Annotated in this window: 16 protein-coding genes; 5 read left to right on the top strand and 11 right to left on the bottom strand. The window is 36.4% G+C overall.

Annotated elements, in window-relative coordinates; all coding sequences use genetic code 11:
- Nucleotides 1-61: 61 nt before the first annotated feature.
- A complete protein-coding gene (locus tag B2145_RS15970; protein ID WP_291104494.1) occupies nucleotides 62-382 on the bottom strand; it encodes a YbaB/EbfC family nucleoid-associated protein in 321 nt (106 codons plus the stop codon).
- Between the two features lie 142 nt (nucleotides 383-524).
- Between B2145_RS15970 and B2145_RS15965 the strand changes: the two genes are divergently transcribed.
- Nucleotides 525-2,585 carry a S9 family peptidase gene (locus B2145_RS15965; protein ID WP_291104491.1) on the top strand — a complete coding sequence of 687 codons (2,061 nt, stop codon included), beginning with the start codon at nucleotides 525-527 and terminating at the stop codon, nucleotides 2,583-2,585.
- A gap of 72 nt (nucleotides 2,586-2,657) precedes the next feature.
- Entirely contained in the window at nucleotides 2,658-3,698 is a 1,041-nt protein-coding gene (locus tag B2145_RS15960; protein WP_291104488.1) for a PLP-dependent cysteine synthase family protein, read from the top strand.
- Between the two features lie 96 nt (nucleotides 3,699-3,794).
- Here the strand turns inward: B2145_RS15960 and B2145_RS15955 are convergent, their stop codons facing one another.
- From B2145_RS15955 to B2145_RS15945, 3 genes are all read right to left on the bottom strand, one after another.
- Nucleotides 3,795-4,505: a YebC/PmpR family DNA-binding transcriptional regulator gene (locus B2145_RS15955; RefSeq protein ID WP_291104485.1), complete on the bottom strand. Its 711-nt coding sequence runs from the start codon at nucleotides 4,503-4,505 to the stop codon at nucleotides 3,795-3,797.
- Between the two features lie 57 nt (nucleotides 4,506-4,562).
- Nucleotides 4,563-5,645 (bottom strand): glycine cleavage system aminomethyltransferase GcvT, encoded by a 1,083-nt coding sequence (gene gcvT / locus B2145_RS15950; protein ID WP_291104482.1) that lies wholly within the window; start codon nucleotides 5,643-5,645, stop codon nucleotides 4,563-4,565.
- 503 nt (nucleotides 5,646-6,148) lie between these two features.
- The gene (locus B2145_RS15945; protein WP_291104479.1) at nucleotides 6,149-6,574 is read right to left on the bottom strand and encodes a hypothetical protein; all 426 of its coding nucleotides are present in this window, start codon (nucleotides 6,572-6,574) and stop codon (nucleotides 6,149-6,151) included.
- A gap of 334 nt (nucleotides 6,575-6,908) precedes the next feature.
- Here B2145_RS15945 and B2145_RS15940 point away from each other — a divergent pair, with 334 nt between their 5' ends.
- Nucleotides 6,909-7,763, top strand: coding sequence for an NAD(P)H-hydrate dehydratase (locus B2145_RS15940; RefSeq protein ID WP_414654636.1), 855 nt, complete (start codon nucleotides 6,909-6,911; stop codon nucleotides 7,761-7,763).
- Nucleotides 7,764-7,825: 62 nt separating this feature from the next.
- Here the strand turns inward: B2145_RS15940 and B2145_RS15935 are convergent, their stop codons facing one another.
- The 3 genes from B2145_RS15935 to ltrA all read right to left on the bottom strand — a co-directional run bounded on the left by B2145_RS15935 (nucleotide 7,826) and on the right by ltrA (nucleotide 10,959).
- Nucleotides 7,826-8,419, bottom strand: coding sequence for a nitroreductase (locus B2145_RS15935; RefSeq protein ID WP_291104473.1), 594 nt, complete (start codon nucleotides 8,417-8,419; stop codon nucleotides 7,826-7,828).
- A 474-nt stretch (nucleotides 8,420-8,893) separates the two neighbouring features.
- Nucleotides 8,894-9,403: a GNAT family N-acetyltransferase gene (locus B2145_RS15930; RefSeq protein WP_291104469.1), complete on the bottom strand. Its 510-nt coding sequence runs from the start codon at nucleotides 9,401-9,403 to the stop codon at nucleotides 8,894-8,896.
- Between the two features lie 296 nt (nucleotides 9,404-9,699).
- Nucleotides 9,700-10,959 (bottom strand): group II intron reverse transcriptase/maturase, encoded by a 1,260-nt coding sequence (gene ltrA / locus B2145_RS15925; protein ID WP_291104466.1) that lies wholly within the window; start codon nucleotides 10,957-10,959, stop codon nucleotides 9,700-9,702.
- A 679-nt stretch (nucleotides 10,960-11,638) separates the two neighbouring features.
- Between ltrA and B2145_RS15920 the strand changes: the two genes are divergently transcribed.
- A complete protein-coding gene (locus B2145_RS15920; protein WP_291104463.1) occupies nucleotides 11,639-12,178 on the top strand; it encodes a YSC84-related protein in 540 nt (179 codons plus the stop codon).
- Between the two features lie 128 nt (nucleotides 12,179-12,306).
- Here B2145_RS15920 and thrC read toward each other — a convergent pair whose 3' ends face one another.
- The 4 genes from thrC to B2145_RS15900 form a co-directional block, all read right to left on the bottom strand.
- On the bottom strand, nucleotides 12,307-13,596 hold the full coding sequence (thrC, locus tag B2145_RS15915) for a threonine synthase (RefSeq protein WP_291104460.1): 1,290 nt from the start codon (nucleotides 13,594-13,596) through the stop codon (nucleotides 12,307-12,309).
- Nucleotides 13,597-13,650: 54 nt separating this feature from the next.
- Entirely contained in the window at nucleotides 13,651-14,589 is a 939-nt protein-coding gene (locus tag B2145_RS15910; protein WP_291104458.1) for a homoserine kinase, read from the bottom strand.
- Nucleotides 14,590-14,679: 90 nt separating this feature from the next.
- The gene (gene thrA, locus B2145_RS15905; RefSeq protein ID WP_291104455.1) at nucleotides 14,680-17,127 is read right to left on the bottom strand and encodes a bifunctional aspartate kinase/homoserine dehydrogenase I; all 2,448 of its coding nucleotides are present in this window, start codon (nucleotides 17,125-17,127) and stop codon (nucleotides 14,680-14,682) included.
- Nucleotides 17,128-17,769: 642 nt separating this feature from the next.
- A complete protein-coding gene (locus tag B2145_RS15900; protein ID WP_291104452.1) occupies nucleotides 17,770-18,174 on the bottom strand; it encodes a hypothetical protein in 405 nt (134 codons plus the stop codon).
- A gap of 374 nt (nucleotides 18,175-18,548) precedes the next feature.
- Between B2145_RS15900 and hutH the strand changes: the two genes are divergently transcribed.
- The gene (gene hutH / locus B2145_RS15895; RefSeq protein WP_291104449.1) at nucleotides 18,549-20,063 is read left to right on the top strand and encodes a histidine ammonia-lyase; all 1,515 of its coding nucleotides are present in this window, start codon (nucleotides 18,549-18,551) and stop codon (nucleotides 20,061-20,063) included.
- The last annotated feature ends 7 nt before the right edge of the window (nucleotides 20,064-20,070 follow it).

Raw genomic sequence — 20,070 nt, 5'->3', positions numbered from 1 at the left:
TAATATTAATCGAATTCAGGTTAATAGGTTACTTTACGGTTTATTTTTTGGTTCAAAAACGTTATTTAAACATTTCGTCCAGTCCTGGAATCATTGGCATATCGACTTTTGCGACAGCATCCAATTCGGCTTGATTTACTTTAGCCGCTTTTTCGATGGCTTTGTTTAACGTTACTATCAAATAATCTTCCAGTTGGTCTTTGTCTTCCAATAAGGCATTGTCAATCGAGATGGATTTTATTTTTCCATTGGCTGTCAAAGTAACCTTCAATAAACCGTCATTGCTTTGTTCGTCAATTAAAACAGAATCCAACCTTTTTTTTGTTTCTTCTATTTTTCGTTGGGTTTCTTTCAATTTACCCATCATTCCCATTAAATCCATTTGTATAATTTTAAAAATTTGTAATGCAAAATTACTATATTGCAGTGTTATATTCAATTAAATTTTTAATGATAAATAGATTCATTCTAAGAAGTCTTTGTACTATTTTTGTATTATCTTCAATAAATTGAAAGCTCAAAATATGCCAGAAAAAATAAAACCTCCAGTTGCCAAAATAATCCCTAAAACACTGGAGAAATTCGGTGAGGCGAGAATTGACAATTATTTTTGGCTCAATGACAGAGAAAACCCTGAAGTCATTGATTATCTCAAGAAGGAGAATGCCTATTACAAAAAAATGACTGCGCATACCAAGGCCTTTCAAAAGGAATTGTTTGAAGAAATGAAGGGCAGGATCAAGGAAGACGACGAATCAGTACCTTATTTATACAACGGTTATTACTACATCACCCGTTTTGAAAAAGGAAAAAATTATCCCATTTATTCCAGAAAAAAAGAAAGCCTTTCGGCAAAAGAAGAAATTTTGTTCGATTGTAATAAATTGGCCAAAGGACATTCTTATTTCCAACTGGGAGGTTTAAGTATTAGCCCGGACAATAAATTGGCCAGTTTTTCTGTGGATACCGTTGGAAGAAGGATTTATACCATTCAAATAAAAAACTTGGAAACGGGTAAAATCCTTTCTGATAAAATCGAGAAAGTTACCGGAAGTGCGGTATGGGCAAATGATAACAAGACTGTTTTTTATTCTGGCCAGGATGAAACCACTTTGCGTTCGGATAAAATTTTCAAACATAAATTAGGAGCAAATCAAGCCGACGATGTATTGGTTTATTATGAAAAAGATGAAACTTTTAATGTCGAAATTGCTAAATCTAAGTCCAGAAAATATTTGGCGATTGAAGCTGAAAGCACATTAACAACCGAATATCGAATATTGGAAGCCGACAATCCCGACGGAAAATTCAGGATTTTTCAAAAGCGTGTTCGAGGTTTGGAATATAGCATCAATCATTACGGCGATAGTTTTTATATTTTGACCAATAAGGACAAAGCAACGAATTTCAAGTTGATGAAAACTTTAGAAACAGCAACTTCCAAGGAAAATTGGACTGAAGTTATTCCGCATAGAGATGATGTTTTGTTGGAAGACATCGAAATTTTCAAAAACTTTTTGGTAGTCGAAGAACGTTTCAATGGGTTGAATAAAATCCGCATAATGCCTTGGAGTGGAGAAGGAGAATATTATTTACCTTTCGAAAGCGAAACTTACACGGCTTACACGACAACCAACGTGGATTTTGAGACTGATATTTTGCGTTATGCATATCAATCGATGGCAACGCCTGCTTCTGTTATTGATTTCAATATGAAAACAAAAATTAAGGAAATCAAAAAAGAGCAAGAGGTTCTTGGCGGAAAATTCGACAAAAATAATTACACAGAAGAACGACTTTGGGCAACCGGAAAAGATGGAACGCAGATTCCTATTTCGATGGTTTACAGAAAAGGATTGAAAAAAGACGGCAAGAATCCATTGTTATTGTATGCTTATGGTTCGTATGGACATTCTATGGACGCTACTTTTTCCTCAACCCGATTGACGTTGCTCGATAGAGGATTTATTTTCGCAGTAGCGCACATTCGAGGCGGAGAAGATTTGGGAAGGCATTGGTATGAACACGGAAAATTGTTGAAAAAGAAAAATACTTTTACTGATTTTATAGATTGTTCCAAATTCCTAATTGACCAAAAATACACTTCCCCAGAACATTTGTATGCCGAAGGTGGTTCTGCTGGTGGATTATTGATGGGGGTAATAGTGAATTTAGCGCCAGAATTATATAACGGAATCATTGCACAAGTTCCATTTGTAGATGTAATTACGACAATGCTGGACGAAACCATACCATTAACAACTGGAGAATATGATGAATGGGGAAATCCAAATGTTAAAAAATATTTCAAATATATGGCATCCTACTCGCCTTATGATAATATCAAAAAACAAAATTATCCCAATATGTATATTGCGACAGGTTTGCACGATTCACAGGTACAGTACTGGGAGCCAGCTAAATGGGTGGCTAAATTAAGAAGTATGAAAACAGATAATTCAATTTTATTTCTCGACACAAATATGGATGCAGGACATGGAGGTGCTTCGGGAAGGTTTGAAGCAATTAAAGAACTGGCAAAAGAATTCAGTTTTTTGTTAGATTTAGAAAAAATTGAAAAATAATTCAAAATTTTTTGTTAAATTTGCAAGGATTTTAGGTTAAATTAAAAAGTGTCCTTGATTAACTATTTTTTTATGAAAGAAGAAATTAACGCTTATAATAATATTTTAGAATTAATAGGTAATACACCACTTATTAAACTAAATAGAGTTACCGAAGAATTAAAAGGAAATTTTTACGCAAAAGTAGAAGCTTTTAATCCTGGTCATTCCACCAAAGATAGAATAGCTTTATTCATAATTGAAGAAGCCGAAAAGAAGGGAATTCTTTCTCCTGGTGATACCATTATAGAAACCACTTCCGGAAATACCGGCTTTAGTTTAGCGATGGTAAGTATTATCAAAGGTTATAACTGTATTTTGGCGGTAAGTTCAAAATCCTCTAAAGACAAGATTGATATGCTTCGTAGTTTAGGAGCAAAAGTATATGTTTGTCCAGCGCACGTTTCTGCTGATGATGAGCGTTCTTATTACAATGTTGCCAAGCGATTACATGAGGAGACCAAAGGGTCTGTTTATATCAATCAATACTTTAATCAACTGAATGTTGATGCGCATTATAAATCGACAGGACCGGAAATTTGGGAACAGACAAACGGTAAAATCACGCATCTTATCGCTTGTAGCGGAACAGGTGGAACCATTTCTGGAACTGCGAAATACCTGAAAGAACAAAATCCAAATATTAGGATTTTAGGTGTTGATGCATTTGGTTCTGTATTAAAAAAATACCACGAAACAAAAGAGTTCGACAACAACGAAATTTACCCTTATAGAATTGAAGGATTGGGAAAAAATTTGATTCCATCAGCTACTGATTTCGATGTTATCGATAAATTCATAAAAGTTACCGATGAAGAAAGTGCGCACGCAACTAGAGAATTAGCAAGAAGAGAAGGTTTGTTTGTAGGTTATACTTCTGGAGCGGTTCTTCAAGCCATTAAACAATATTCCGAAGAAGGAGAGTTTGATGAAAACAGTAATGTAATTGCCATTTTCCCTGACCACGGTTCCCGTTATATGAGCAAAGTATTCAGCGATGACTGGATGAACGAACAAGGTTTCTTTGACAGTATCAATGAAGAAGAAGCGCAAAAAATTGAATTTATAAAGTAAGGGCTCAAGTATTTAGTACAAGGTACCAAGATAAAAAAACTCCACTCGTTTTAGCGAATGGAGTTTTTTTATGCAATCTAACTATGTAATTTGGTTCTATTCTTCCATCGTATGATACACGTTCATCACGTCTTCGTCTTCTTCCAATTTTTCGATTAGTTTCTCCACGTCGGCAGCTTCGGCTTCAGTCAGTTTTTTTGTGATTTGTGGAATTCTTTCAAAACCGGAAGAAAGGATTTCCAATTTTCGGTTTTCCAATTCTTTTTGGATGGTACCAAAACTTTCAAAAGGCGCGTAGATCAAAATTCCGTCTTCGTCTTCAAAAACCTCTTCGGCACCAAAATCGATTAATTCCAATTCCAGTTCTTCAGGATCAATTCCATTGGCAGGAATTCTAAAGTTACACGTATGGTCAAACATAAATTCTACTGAACCTTGCGTTCCCATAGTTCCGTTGCATTTGTTGAAATAGCTTCTCACGTTAGCAACAGTTCTGTTGTTGTTGTCGGTGGCAGTTTCAACCAGAAGTGCGATTCCGTGTGGTGCATAACCTTCAAATAAAACTTCTTTATAGTTGGCGGTATCTTTGTCGGTTGCTTTTTTAATGGCGCGTTCCACATTTTCTTTGGGCATATTTACTGCCTTTGAATTCTGGATAACGGCTCTTAATCTTGAATTCGCATCGGGATTTGGTCCACCTTCCTTCACAGCCATTACAATATCTTTCCCAATTCTGGTAAATGCTTTGGCCATTGCCGACCAACGTTTCATTTTTCTTCCTTTTCTAAATTCGAACGCTCTTCCCATTTCTGATTATATTTTGAACTGCAAAAATACAGTTATTAGTTATTTTTCCAAATGATTTTATTTCTTGTAAAAAGGCAATTTTACCACTTTAGCAGGAACATCATTTTTTCGGATTCTGATGAAAATTTCGCTTCCAATGGCACTGTTTTCTGTAGTCACGTATCCCAATCCAATTCCAACATTCATTGATGGCGACATCGTTCCCGAAGTTACGATTCCTATGTGATTTCCCGATGCATCCACAATTTCATAATCGTGTCTTGGAACCGAACGTTCCTGCATTTCGAAAGCCACTAATTTTTTGGAAACACCTGCTTCTTTTTGCTTTTTCAAGTTCTCGGAATTGGTGAATTCCTTGGTGAATTTGGTGATCCAACCCAAACCTGCTTCCAATGGAGAAGTGGTGTCGTTGATGTCATTTCCGTACAAGCAAAATCCCATTTCCAAACGCAAAGTATCCCGAGCGGCAAGACCAATTGGTTTGATTCCAAAGGCAGCACCAGCTTCAAAAACTTTATTCCAAATAGTTTCTACTTCCGAATTTTTGCAATAAATCTCGAAACCTCCGGAACCGGTATAACCCGTAGCCGAGATGATCACGTTGTCGATTCCCGCAAAATCAGCCACTTCAAAATGATAATATTGAATCGCCGACAAATCGATGGAAGATAACGATTGCATCGCTTCAACCGCTTTGGGTCCTTGTATCGCCAATAAAGAATAATCCTCCGAAAGGTTTTTCATATCCACGCCCAAATCATTGTGCGAAGAAATCCAATCCCAATCTTTATCAATATTCGAAGCATTTACGACCAATAAATATTGCTCGTCTTTCATTTTGTAAACAATCAAATCGTCAACGATACCACCGTCATTGTTGGGTAAACAAGAATATTGCGCTCTGCCAATTGTCAAAGTCGACGCATCATTCGAAGTCACTTTCTGAATCAAGGCCAAGGCATTGGGTCCCGTCAACAGGAATTCGCCCATATGGGAAACGTCAAAAACGCCCACGCTGTTGCGAACCACTTCGTGTTCAGCATTCACGCCTTCATATAAAATAGGCATATTGTATCCGGCAAACGGAAGCATTTTGGCTCCCAAACTCTCGTGTATGTGCGTAAGCGCAGTATTTTTCATTGTAGGTTTTGTGTAAAAATTGAAGTGGCTAATTTATTGATTTTATTTTGAGTGGCAAAGTGTTTTTGGGAGCTATTTGCTTCGCCAGTTCGCTTCGCTCATGTCCCGCTTCTTGCAATCTGTCATTGCGAGGAACGGGAGCCATCTTACAATCAAAAAGCCCCACAATAAGTTAAGGATTGTGGGGCTTTTTTGTTTTTTCTTGTGATTATGGGCACGGATTGCAAATCCGCGGGGTCGGGATCCAAAAAATTTTCTTGCCATAATTTAAAACCAGAATTATAATAAATTTCTGATTTATCAGATAGATTTAAAATTTCATTAATTTTTTTCCAATTCATATCATTTTTATGCTGAGTTCTAAGATTTCTGCTAATGTCTACGCTGCTTTGAGATGGCTGAAAATTAGTAACCTTTCAGTTTTTGGTTTTGCAGAATTATGATGCGAAACAATAATTCCACTAAATTCCAGCTAGCTCAAAACAGCTGTTGGCGGTTCTGTTTTATTCTTTTCTAATTTCTTTTATTGCTGAATTTACTCTTCCTGCGTACGAATCAATTTCAGAAAACTTTTTTGAATTAGCTTCGATTATTTGATGCATCAGTTCGTAAATAGAAATAATACTATTCATTAAAATATTATAAACTAAAGTAACACAAATTATTATGAATAAAGCGATGTTTTTAAAAGTTGGTTCGTTTGTTTTGTCAACAATCATCCAAACAATTGTACCAAGTGGTAAGATATATACAACTATAAACCCTAAATATTTTATAACTTTAATATTTTTGAGTGTTTTTAGTATTTTTGGAATTTTTCTTTTCAGAATCCATAATCTACCAATTCCTAAAAATGCCGAACTAACTAAAACGTTACTTATTAACGAATCTTTGTTAACCATTATCCAATTTATTATGCTTTCAAACATTTTATCTAGGCTTTATTATTATTCAAAAAAATCTGATAGTAGTTTCGGTTCTCCAAACTGACCGCCAACTCGTATATATACGCTATACAATAGCTCCAATCCACCTAAAATAGTAACATCTTTACGTTATTGAACTGTTACATCAATAGTCAATCAAAACTAGTGATTTTACTTACATAAAACTAATTAATACAAATAATAAATCATTAGTTATTAACAAGTTGCATTAGGTGGGGAAAACCTTAAAATAATCAATATAATCTGCAGCGAAAAATAGAATAGCGTCAAAAACGGACAATCATTTAAAATTTGTAACTTTATGCAAACAAACGCAATGAAAAATCCAATTCACATCCACAAGACAGCAATCCTCAAACGGTACAAGCCCATTGACAAACACACCCACAAAGGCATTCAAGGACACGCCTTGTTAATAGGCGGCAGTTATGGCAAAATAGGAGCGATGGCTTTATCCTCCAAGGCTTGTTTGAAAACCGGCTGCGGGTTGGTCACGGCGTTTATTCCGCGATGTGGGTATGAAATCCTGCAAACTGCCAATCCGGAAGTGATGGTTGTAACGGATGTTGAGGAAGAATACATTTCGAAAATTGAATTCGATTTTATGCCGCAAGCCATCGGAATTGGACCCGGAATCGGGCAGGAGTTGGAAACCCAAAATGCGCTTCACGAATTTCTGGTCAATGACAAAACGCCTTTGGTCATCGATGCTGATGCGCTGAATATTCTCTCCCAAAACAAGCAATGGATTTCGTTGTTACCCGATAAAACCATTCTCACGCCACACCCAAAAGAATTGGAACGACTCATTGGAAAATGGAATTCAAATGCCGAGAAATTCGAAAAAACTATCGCTTTTTCTACCCTGCATCATCTAATAATCGTGATGAAAGGCGCGCCAACCTTCATCATTGACGGCGAAACCATTTACGAAAATACGACAGGAAACGCCGCCTTGGCAACAGCCGGAACCGGAGACGTTTTAACGGGAATGATTACGAGTTTGCTCGCACAATCTTACGAACCCATTGACGCTGCCGTTCTCGGCGTTTACCTCCACGGATTGACTGCCGACATCGCCTTACCCGAAACAGGCTATCAGTCGTTTATAGCTTCGGATATTATTGCGAATATTGGAAAAGCATATTTGAGTTTGGAGAATATGGATTAGCACTTCTTGTTATATTGTTCTTATCCGCCAATTGCTTCCTATTTCAATTCTCTCTTATTTGATCATACCCAAAAAACATTATCTTTTTTTCTTTCATGAATTTCAGGATTTTCTTTTCCATATCCAATGATAATTGCAATTTGTACTTGTTCAGTTTCGGGTATATTCAGTTTTGAATAATCTTTGGTTTTTTCGACAAATTTCCCAAAACCAATCGGGCAACTATCTAAACCTAAAGATTTCGCCGCTAACATTATGTTTTGGGAACACATGCCGATATCAAGACCTGCCCATTCGTTTTCTTTTGGAGAAGTTATAAAAATAACTACAGGAGCTCCATAAAAAACAGGGTCTTTGGTTGTTAGAAAATCAATGCCATGGGATAAGTGTGTTATACCCGAAACTACTGCTTTAGCCACTTTTTTTAAGCTCATATCGGTTATACTTTTCATGCCTTCTTTAGCAATTTCGCCGGAAAATAATTTAATATCTTCTTTTGAAGTGACAATATAAAATTTCCATGGTTGTTTATTAATTGCCGAAGGTGCCATTCTTCCTGCATCCAATAATTTTTCGATAATGGCTGTGTTTACAGTTTGGTCAGTATATTTACGAACAGCTCTTCTTTCGTATATTGTTTTGATTACTTCATTCATGATATATCCTATTTAAATTATCTTTCAAGTTCTTTTTTGAATGAGGATGCATAAGTAATTACAATTTTATAGTACTGCAATTGTAATAGTAAAGATAAATAAAATTCAAACCTAATTCAAAAAAACAATAACAATAATCAATCTAATTATTTGATTTTCAATGATTTATTTTTACGTATGGATTTTATGTTGGTAGAAAAAAAATGCGATTCTTTTATTTTCTCTCGTCAGGGACTATATATTTACTCTAAATTGGTTTAGTCCCTGACGGGACAAATGTCAGGAATACTCGATAAAGCTACCAATATGTAATCCCTACGGGATAAAATTATAATTGTACCCAGGTTTTTAAATAATAAACCCGTCAAACAAAAAATCAACAAATTTTGGAAAAGTGTATTTGAGTTTAAATGGGTGAAATAGATTTAAAATTCTAACCTTTGTCCAAAACTTTGACAAAGGTTTTTTTGACAACTATTGAATCCTTTTTTCTAATACGATAAATTCCAAAGGGTGATTGGAGATTGGAATATGAACGTCGCCCACCGGGAATGGTTCTCTTGCTCCCGTAGCTACATAACCGTTGCGTTTGTACCAAGAAATAAGTTCCTCACGAACTGAAATCACTGTCATAATAATTTTAGTTAAGCCTAATGCCGAAGCGTGAATTTCAGCCTGTTGCAACAATTTTTTTCCAACACCACTATTTTGCAATTCTGGTGAAACCGTTAGCATTCCTAGATACAATTGATGCTCTTTTTCAATTAACAATACAGAACCTATAATTCGGTTATTCTCCGTAAATTTTAGAATGGTGTTTTTTTGGTCTTGAATGATTTCAGTTAGTTCTTTTTCGGTGGTTCTGCTTCCTTCTAATAGGTTGGCTTCGGTGGTCCATCCTTTTTTGGAGGATTCACCCCGATAGGCTGAATTTATCAATTTATTTAAGGTTGAAACGTCTTCTAGTGTTGCTTTTGTAATCATAAGTAATATATATTCCTGGGTTCTGGCTTTGATTTTTTTAAAGGAATGTGAATTGCCAGAATAAGTTAAAGCATCCTATTTTTAACCTCACTTTTAAAACACATTGACCAATTGTTCAAAGGTAAAAAAAAGGACAACAAAATGGCATTTCATTGCAGTTGTTGTTTGTGTCTTCCCTCTGAGGAAATGAGTGGCGTTTCCGCTTTATATAGTCAAGTAGGCAAGAGTATTTCATCTCAAGCCTCTCACAGAACCGTACGTGAAACTCTCGCTTCATACGGCTCTTATCATACGAATCATATTGTTTTAAAGAGTTGCCAATGGTAAAACAATGTTGGATAATCAATTCTTATTGACTTTAGCCACTTGTATGCTTTACTATAACTACTCTTCATCGACTTATATTTATTCCTTACCCATTTTGCTAATCGATTTTCCAAATTCCTAAATAATCGTTGCACTGTCCAAACTTTAAAATAGCCATAATACCGAGCAATTCCTATTGTTTGTAAACGAAGTTTGTTGGCAATATCTTGTATTACTATGTTACTTTGCTTATGAAACTTTAGGTCTTTCCACTTTTGGACTATCCGTGTTTGTGATTTCTGACTTATCTCACAATCATAACCTAAAAACATCCTGCCCTCTTTTGTGGCTTTGGGTCTAGGTTTGAAAGTAAAGCCTAAAAAGTCAAATTTCTTTGGATAATTCTTATGCCTAGTTCTATTATAAGCCTGACAATGAACTATTTTAGTCTTTTGCTCGCTTAATCGCAGTTTACACTTTTCTAATCTATTCTTAATTGCTTTTAATACTTCCTGACTTTGACTTTCGCTGTGACAATGCACAATCACATCATCTGCATATCTTACAAATGATAATTGTGGATATTCTTTTTCAAGCCATTTGTCTAAAACATAATGCAAAAATAGATTAGCCAGTAACGGACTTATAACGCCTCCTTGTGGCGTTCCTTCTCCTTTCTTCTGGATTAGTTCGCCTTTTGAAGTTTGAATGGGACATACCAACCATCTCTCAATGTACATTCGCACCCATTTTTCTGAAACGTGTTTATCTACTGCTTTGAGCAATAATTCGTGATTTACCTCGTCAAAAAAGGCCTTGATGTCCATATCGATAACCCAAGAATAATGCCTTACATTTTCTCTAACCTTTTGCAAAGCATCGTGTGCGCTCTTGCCTGGTCGATAGCCATACGAGTTTTTACTAAATACGGCTTCTAACCTCGGTTCAAGATAGGTTTTAACTACCTCTTGGGCGATGCGGTCGCTGATGGTCGGGATGCCCAACTTTCGTTCGCCTCCGCCTGCTTTGGGAATGACAACCTCCTTGACTGGTTGAGAAAAATAACTGCCCGAGCTCATTCTGTTCCAAATTTTGTACAAATTGTTGAGTAAATTTTCTTGAAATTTTTCCAAGCTTTCTTTATCAACTCCTGCACTCCCTTTGTTAGAATTTACTTTGCAGTATGCTTCCTTAACCATCTTTTTGGTTATCGGAATTTGTTTTGATTCTGTCGTAAATAAATTAGTCATCCTTAAATGTTTAAGTTGTTAATCTACCAACAACTGTATGATTGATGTTCTTGGCTCCACTCTCATTACAAAAGTTTCATCGCTACTACAACATCATCCGCCATCCTTACTAGCATCGATACTATAAGCCTTATGGGTACTTCCCACTTGTGCCGTTCTCTTGTCATCTAGCAAGGACTTCCTGAGTTCCGTATAAAAGCCTGAATAAGAGTCATGCCTCCTTTATTGCGTTTGCCTTATAGCCAGTAAGCAAGTTCCCGCTATAATTATCACCCATTCTCGGAAAAATAGGCTTTTGACAAAATGTTCCGATATCACACAACTTCATCGAAGGTTTACTTGCGTTCATCTCTCTTATTCTTACCTGACCAATCTGGTTAGCCTTTTCCTCTTTCCGTTCAATACCAGTCTATTACTATTCCAGCACCGAGAGGTGGTTTGCAACCCTCGCTTGCACAACGATTGCGGAAGACCTACTTCCATCTTTTATACAGCATTGAATAACACTCGCAGTCGTTATTCATTCACAGCACACTCCGAGCGTTCGGGGTATAATTACGTTATAAATCGATAAAACAAATATTTATGATACTGATAATCAGATGTTTTTATTGTTATATAAGAAATTTGTGTTATCTTTAAAGTAATAAATTTTACAACAATTAAATATATGGAACACATGAAAAATTTAAAAATTATTTTGGTAATTGTGATGGCCTGTGTAATTAATACAACGCCAATATTAGGTCAATCTAGAGCTAAAAAGAATAAAATTATTGCTGACAGCCATACAGCAAAGGCTGAGTTCATTAAAAAGGATCCCCTTATGAAAGGCCTTTTTGAAAAAGCGTCCGGCTATGTTATCTTTCCCAATGTTGGCAAGGGAGGAATCGGCATTGGTGGAGCAGCCGGTAACGGGGTTGTCTATGTACATAACAATATAATAGGTATGGCAAAGTTGTCGCAATTGAGCATAGGATTTCAGGCAGGTGGACAAGCGTATCGTGAGGTAATATTTTTTGAGTCTAAAGAGGAATTGGAACGGTTTAAAGATAGCCGATTCGAGTTTGCCGCCCAAGCTTCGGCAGTAGCCGTGACTGAAGGTGCCTCAGCGAATGTAAAGTATACTAATGGTGTTATGGTGTTCACGATGCAGAAAGGTGGACTTATGTATGAGGCATCGATTGGAGGACAAAAGTTTAAGTTTAATAAATTGTAGCGTTTTCTTTGCAAGTGAAATTTAAGCAATCTGGTTTGGTACCACAAGCACAAAAAAACCGCAGATTCGCAGATTTTAAAAGTTATAAAATCTGCGAATCTGCAGTATCTTTTTTATCAGAGTTTTATTTATCCCAGAAACGCTTTCAATTCTTCGTAACTCTTAATCTTTATGCTCACTTTTTCTTTGTGCAACACGCTTTCTATTTGTGCAGGAATGGGAAGTTTTATGTTTAATGCCGGTTCAACCACATCCAAAAACTTGATGGGATGTGCCGTTTCCAAGAAAATTCCAATCGAATTTTTATGATTTTGCAATTCTTTTTTCAATCCCAAATAACCCACTGCACCGTGAGGTTCTGCGATGTAACCATCTGCTTTATAGATAGATTTCATGGCGCTCAAAGTTTCGGCATCGGTAAAAGAAAAAGAAGAAAAATCCTTTTTGAACTGCTCCAAATCGTTGTTGTACATTTCCTGGATGCGAATGAAATTGCTTGGATTCCCAACGTCCATTGCGTTTGAAATCGTTGCTTTGGACGGTTTTGGATCGTAATTTCCTTTTTCTAAAAATCGTGGTACGGTATCATTCACATTGGTTGAAGCCACAAAATGTTCGATTGGCAAACCTAATTTTTTCGCCATAATTCCGGCGCAAATATTCCCGAAATTGCCACTCGGACAAGAAAAAACCAACGCTTTATTTTGGGATTTCAGTTGCTTGTAAGCAAAGAAAAAATAGAACATTTGAGGCAACCAGCGCGCAATATTGATTGAGTTAGCCGAAGTCAGGTTTTTATGTTTTAGACTTTCGTCCAAAAACGCTTTTTTGACCATATCTTGGCAATCGTCAAAAACGCCATCCACTTCAAGCGCTTTTATGTTTTGACCCAAAGTCGTCAATTGTCGTTCCTGAATGTCGCTCACTTTTTCCGAAGGATATAAAATGATAACTTCCACGCCTTGAACGCCCAGAAAGCCACTGGCAACAGCGCCACCGGTATCGCCAGAAGTCGCCACGAGAACCGTGTTTGTACTGTCTTTTTTGTCTTTGTTAAAATAAGCCAAGCAACGTGACATAAATCGTGCGCCAACATCCTTAAAAGCCATTGTTGGCCCGTGATACAATTCCAGTGCGTAAATACTATCCTCAACTTTCACAGTCGGGAAATCGAAACACAAGGTTTCGGCAATGATTTGTTTTAAAGTTTCGTCTGGAATTTCGTCTCCCACAAACTGCTTTATGGCTTCGAAAGCAATTTCTTCGTTGCTCAAATTTTCGATAGTTGAAAAAAAATCAGGATTTAATGGAGTTATAGATTCCGGAAAATACAATCCTTTGTCGATTGCCAGTCCTTGTATTACGGCTTCTTCAAAAGAAACTTTGGGTGCATTATGGTTTAAACTGTAGTATTTCATTTTATTGTCATTGCGAGGCGTTGCGAAGCATGAAGCAAAGCAATCGGTTTATTGTTATTTTATTATACTTATTCCTTCTTCATTCACTTTCGAAACGTGAATTTCATAAGGCAATTTTATTTCGTCATATATGGCACTCATGGCGGCGGCGACTTTATCGGCGGTTTCCTTTCCTTTGCTCAAAGCAAAAATGGATGGGCCAGAACCTGAAATTCCGGAACCCAATGCTCCATTTTCATATGCAGCTTTCTTGATCGAGTCAAATCCGGGAATCAGAACGCTTCGCAGCGGTTCCACGATTTCGTCGTGTAAGGAACGACCAATCAATTCGTAATCCTTGGTATAAAGTCCGGCTATTAATCCGCCCACATTTCCCCATTGTGTAATCGCGCTTTTTAGGGAAACGGTTTGTTTCAATACCGAACGCGCATCCGAAGTTTTCAACTCAATTTGAGGATGAACGACGGTCGCATACAATTCTTCTGGGCTTTCGATTTTGATGATATCCAATGGGTTGGAACATCTTACCAAAGTAAAACCACCCAAAAGGCAAGGGGCGACATTGTCAGCGTGGGCGTTGCCACTGGCTAATTTTTCGCCCTGCATCGCAAATTTCACCAATTCTTTTCGGGTGAAAGGTTGACCAAGCAATTCGTTAATTCCAAAAACGGCTCCGGCAGAACTAGCGGCACTACTTCCGATTCCGCTTCCGGCTTTGATGTGTTTGTAGATTTCTATTTCAATCCCGATAGCTATCGGGGCAAATTCTCTTTCGTATTCTTCCAACATTGCTAAAGCAGCAACACCAGCTACGTTGTTTTCGGTTTCCAATGGCAAATCAGCTCCCACGATTTTAGTAATGCGAACGCCTTTTACATCGGATTTTCGAATAATCATTTCGTCACCCGCAGTGGTCAAGCAAAGTCCCAGAACATCAAATCCACAGGAAAGATTAGCGATTGTTGCAGGGCAAAATATTTTTATTTCATTCATAATTTATTGTTTTTCGCCACGAAGGCACAAAGACACAAAGTTTTTATCGGTTTCTAAACTGAACACTGCGACTGAACACTGAATACTTTTTTAAATGTTTCCAATTCGAATCACATCGGCAAAAATTCCGGATGCTGTTACCGCAGCACCAGCACCGGCACCCTTTATCAATAAAGGTTGGTCGATATAACGATCCGTGTAAAATTGGACAATATTGTCTTTTCCTTCCAAATTATAGAAAGGACTTTCTCTTGGAATAAATTCCAGTCCAACGCTTGCTTTTCCGTTTTCGAAAGTGGCAACATATTTCAAACGACAATCTTTTGTTTTTGCCTCCTTTAATAAATTCTCAAAATGGCTTGCATTCGATGCCAATGATTTGAAAAAATCCTTGTTATTTGTTGTTGCCAAACATTCTGCCGGCATAAAAGATCTATTGGCAATATCTTCGATTTCCATTTTGTAACCGCTTTCTCGTATCAGGATTAATATCTTTCTGGCAACGTCAACTCCACTTAAATCAATTTTCGGGTCAGGTTCTGTAAATCCTTGGACTCCAGCTTCTTTTACCACATCGTGAAAAGAATTATTTTCGTCAAAATTATTAAAAATAAAGTTCAGACTACCTGATAAAACAGCTTGAATTTTGTTGACTTTATCGCCTGAAGCTATCAAATGTTTTAAAGTATCAATGATGGGCAATCCAGCACCAACATTGGTTTCGAACAAGAAAGGGGCATTGTATTTTCGGGAAAGATTTTTTAGTTTTTTGTAGTTGTCATACGCCGATGAGCAGGCAATTTTATTACAGGTAACCACGGCAATATTCTGTTTTAGATATTGTTCGTAGGTTTCGGAAACGCCTTGATTTGCGGTGATATCCACAAAAATACTGTTGCGTAAATTGAGTGATTTTACTTTTGCAATAAAAGCTTCTTTGTCGGCAGTTTCTCCGTTTTCCAATAAGGATTGCCACTCTTTCAAAGGAATTCCGTCTTCGTCAAAATACATTTTTCTGGAATTGGACACAGCCACAACCCTCAAGTTTATTTTTAGATTTTCTTTCAGGAATTTCTTTTGTTGATTGATTTGTTCGATGAATTTTTCACCTACGTTTCCAACCCCCATTACAAATAAATTCAACTGTTTTGTGTTTTCCTCAAAAAAGTTTTCGTGAAGCGTATTCAGTGCTTTTTTCACGTCTCTTTCATTAATCACTGCCGAAATATTTCTTTCGGAGGCGCCTTGTGCAATCGCCCTGATATTGACATTATTTTTCCCTAAAGTGCTAAACATTCTGCCGCTTAATCCTTGGTGGTTTTTCATGTTTTCGCCCACCAATGCAATGATGCATAGATTTTTTTCGACAATACAATGCTCAATTTTGTTTTGCGATATTTCTATGGCAAAGGCTTTATTGATGGCATTTTCTGCATTTTCTGCATCGGCATTTAGAATTCCAATACAAATGGAATGTTCGGATGAAGCCTGAGTTATGAAAATTACATTGATGTTTTCGTGTGACAATACTTCAAAAAGTCTTTTTGAAGAACCGGCAACGCCTATCATACCCGAACCTTCAAGGGTAATTAATGTAATGTTGTCAATATGGCTAATTCCTTTTACCGGATTTGTTTGTGAATTAATTTTATTCGAAATAAGAGTTCCTTCGGCTTCCGGCTCGAAAGTGTTTTTGATAAGAATGGGGATATTCTTTCTCAAAACGGGTTGTATCGTTGGCGGATACAAAACTTTGGCGCCAAAATGCGACAACTCCATTGCTTCTTGATAAGAAATTGTAGCAATAGGTTGTGCTTGTTTTACAATTTTCGGATTGGCGGTAAACATTCCGTTGACATCGGTCCAAATTTCCAATTCGGACGCATCCAAGGCTCCAGCCAAAATTGCAGCTGAATAATCGGAACCACCACGGCCTAAAGTAGTATTTATTCCATCGAGGGAAGTGGCAATAAAACCGGGCATAATCACTACCTGAGAATCATTCGAAGCGAAATAATCAGCAATCAATTGATTCGTAATTTCAAAGTTTACCGCAGCTTTTCCGAATTGATTATTGGTTTTGATTAACTCTCGGCTGTCTTTATAACCGCTATTTTTCAGGTTTTGTTTTAATGCTTCGGCAATAATATAAGAAGACAATAATTCTCCAAAACTTAATATAGTATCCGATGTTCTTGGAGATAATTCGCCCAAAAGGAAACAACCGTCCAACAACGTTTCGAGGTGATTGATGATTCTTTTGATGTGACTCAACAAGCCGCTTTGTTCGCTAACGGGAATCAGTTCCTTTATGGCATCCAAATGTTTTTTCTCGATTTCAGCAACAACTTCTTTGAAACTTTCGTCATTTGAAGCTGCTTTTTGGGAAGCGAGAACCAACAAATCAGTTACTTTGGTAAAAGCCGAAACGACAACAACCAATTTTTCCTGTTTTGCTTTATTGAGAACTATATCTAATACGAGTTTTATATTTTGCGCATTGGCTACTGAAGTTCCGCCAAATTTTAATACTTTCATTTTGTCTGTTTTATTTTAAAAATGCGAATGTTTTTTATACACCTATGAACTCTCTTCATTTAGAAAAGAAGTACAAAAACTGGATTATATGTAAAATGTATACCCCTAAAGGGTAGTTGTAGTCGTTGTAGTAGCGGTAAATGTAACAGAAAAAGCAACCCGAGTTTGGGCTGTTATCGAAGATTGATATGTTTTGCTGTTGTTTACCATTTTGATTTTTCAAAAGTACAGCTTTTTATAAAAAATCAAAACCCTATATTCTGTTTTTGCGAATATTTTAAAAATAGCTACTCAATTAGATGAAATATTATTATATTCCAATAAACAGGCAATTTATTGTAACTATTGTGAAAATAGGGTTAGACAATAATACTGCGGGGGAGCCTTTTTTGTGCAGTTATTCCAAATTTGTATTCTAAATTTATTGCTTTCGACTTTAATGGGCAAGGGGTTTATCAATTTTTAAAGGAATAAAAACTTTCAAATCCATTTTAATAAAGAAATCCAATAAAAAGTAAAAGACACAAAAACCAGTTTTTTGCAGTAGGGAATGAATTCTTATGGCAGTGATTTATTGTGGTTGTAAAACTGCAACGTCACAATCAAATTGGACTAAAAAACAAAGGTTTTCCTAAAAAAAACTTATGAATTTGTTTTAAGTAATTCAACAGGTTTATTTTTAAAAAATTGAAGGAGACCCTGTTCCCAATCGTCTATAAACTCATTTAATTCATCGATAAAATTTTGATCGATTTCCATTCGGTTGATGGTTAAATGCAATACGATTTGCTCTTTGGCAGGAAGATAGCCAGTTGTTATAGTCCAAGTTAATGCATTGGGACATTCTACTAAAGCAAATCGAACACCTCCTCTTATTTGATCGCGACTTAAGGTGAATTCTCCCCAAACACCCCCGATATTAACGGAATTATTGTCATAATCAAGAATAAATAAACTTTCATTTAATGAATTAAAATTTTCAAATGAGAGTAATTCGTGTAATTGATTTTCTGTAGTTTGTACGTTAATAATTTTAAAAAACTCCATATTGTAAATTTAATTTTGACAGTGTTAAGCAAACAAATTTTAAAAAACCTTCATCCTCTTTTATTATCAAGTTTTACCTACTTGTTAATGAAAGTTGATTAAAATTATGTTGTAAATTTAGAATTTTAATATTTAAAATATCGAGTACTATTTTAAATAATTTAGCTTTATCAAAAGATTAATGAATCTGCATTTCTTGAAACCTATCAATTGCTAAATCATAGTTTTTATGGACAAACCTAAATTTTCCGTCTTGCTTTTACGAATATTTTAAAAAATAGGAGACAAAAAAAAGAATATAAATATTTTACTGTCAAAATGTTGCTTTTTAATATTGATTTATTGAATTTTGACCTCTCAAAAGCCAACACTAAATGGATAATACACATTATGTAAGTACCGAAGTACTTTCTTTAGAAGCATTGCAAGAAATTATTTCGCATCATAAATCATTGGCATTATCCGATGAAGCCAAGGTAAATATCCAAAAATGCAGGGATTATCTCGACAAAAAAATGGCTTCACATTCGAAACCCATTTATGGCATCAATACAGGTTTTGGATCCCTTTGCAACGTTAAAATCTCTAACGAAAACTTATCGAAACTTCAGGAAAATCTGGTAAAATCGCATTCCTGCGGAACGGGTGAAGAAGTGCCCAAAGTGATTGTCAAATTGATGTTGTTGCTCAAAATACAATCCTTGAGTTATGGACATTCAGGAATTCAACTGCAAACGGTGGAACGATTGGTTGAATTTTACAACAATGATGTACTTCCAATAGTTTATACCCAAGGTTCGCTTGGCGCTTCTGGCGATTTGGCTCCATTAGCCCATTTATCATTGCCATTGTTGGGTGAAGGCGAAGTCTATTTTGAAGGCAAAAAAGTGCATTCCAGCGAAGTTTTAAAACATTTTAATTGGGAACCCATTGTATTAAAATCCAAGGAAGGCTTGGCTTTGTTGAACGGAACACAATTTATGAGTGCTTATGGAACGCATATTTTGATGAAAGCCAATAAGTTTTCCTATTTGGCTGATTTAATTGGAACAATTTCCTTGGAAGCATTCGACGGAAGAATAGAACCTTTTCACGAGTTGATTCATTTTATCCGTCCGCATAAAGGTCAAATTGTAACTGCAAATCGCGTAAAAGGTTTTCTCGAAGGAAGCGAAATTATCAGTCAAGAAAAAACTCACGTTCAGGATCCGTATTCTTTTCGATGTATTCCTCAGGTTCACGGTGCTTCGAAAGATGCGATTGATTATGTACGAAAAGTTTTCAAGACCGAAATCAATTCGGTGACGGACAATCCAAATATATTTACCGAAAGTGACCAAATCATTTCCGGAGGCAATTTTCACGGACAACCATTAGCTTTGGCATTGGATTTTATGGCAATTGCATTGGCTGAATTGGGAAGTATTTCTGAACGAAGAACTTTTCAATTGATTTCGGGTTTGCGAAATCTTCCTGCATTTTTGGTCGATAATCCTGGATTGAATTCAGGTCTGATGATTCCGCAATACACAGCGGCAAGTATTGCCAGTCAAAACAAACAATTGGCAACGCCAGCGAGTGTGGACAGTATTATATCGAGCAATGGACAAGAAGACCACGTGAGTATGGGAGCCAATGCGGCCACGAAAGCCTTACGGGTCATGGATAATTTGGAACGAATTTTGGCCATAGAATTAATGAATGCTTCGCAGGCAATTGAATACAGAAGACCATTGGAATCGAGTGATTTTATCGAAATGTTTTTAAAAGCGTACCGAGAGGAAGTTCCGTTGGTAAAAGAAGATCGAATTTTGCATTATGATATTGAGAAAACCGTATCTTTTTTAAATAGTTTTGAAATCGAAGAAGATTTGTTGGGAATAAATTAACATTTGC

Source organism: Flavobacterium sp. UBA5153 (assembly GCA_002413745.1).
Lineage (GTDB): Bacteria > Bacteroidota > Bacteroidia > Flavobacteriales > Flavobacteriaceae > Flavobacterium.
The sequence above is the reverse complement of the archived record's forward strand: the minus strand, read 5'-3'. Positions and strand labels throughout refer to the sequence as shown.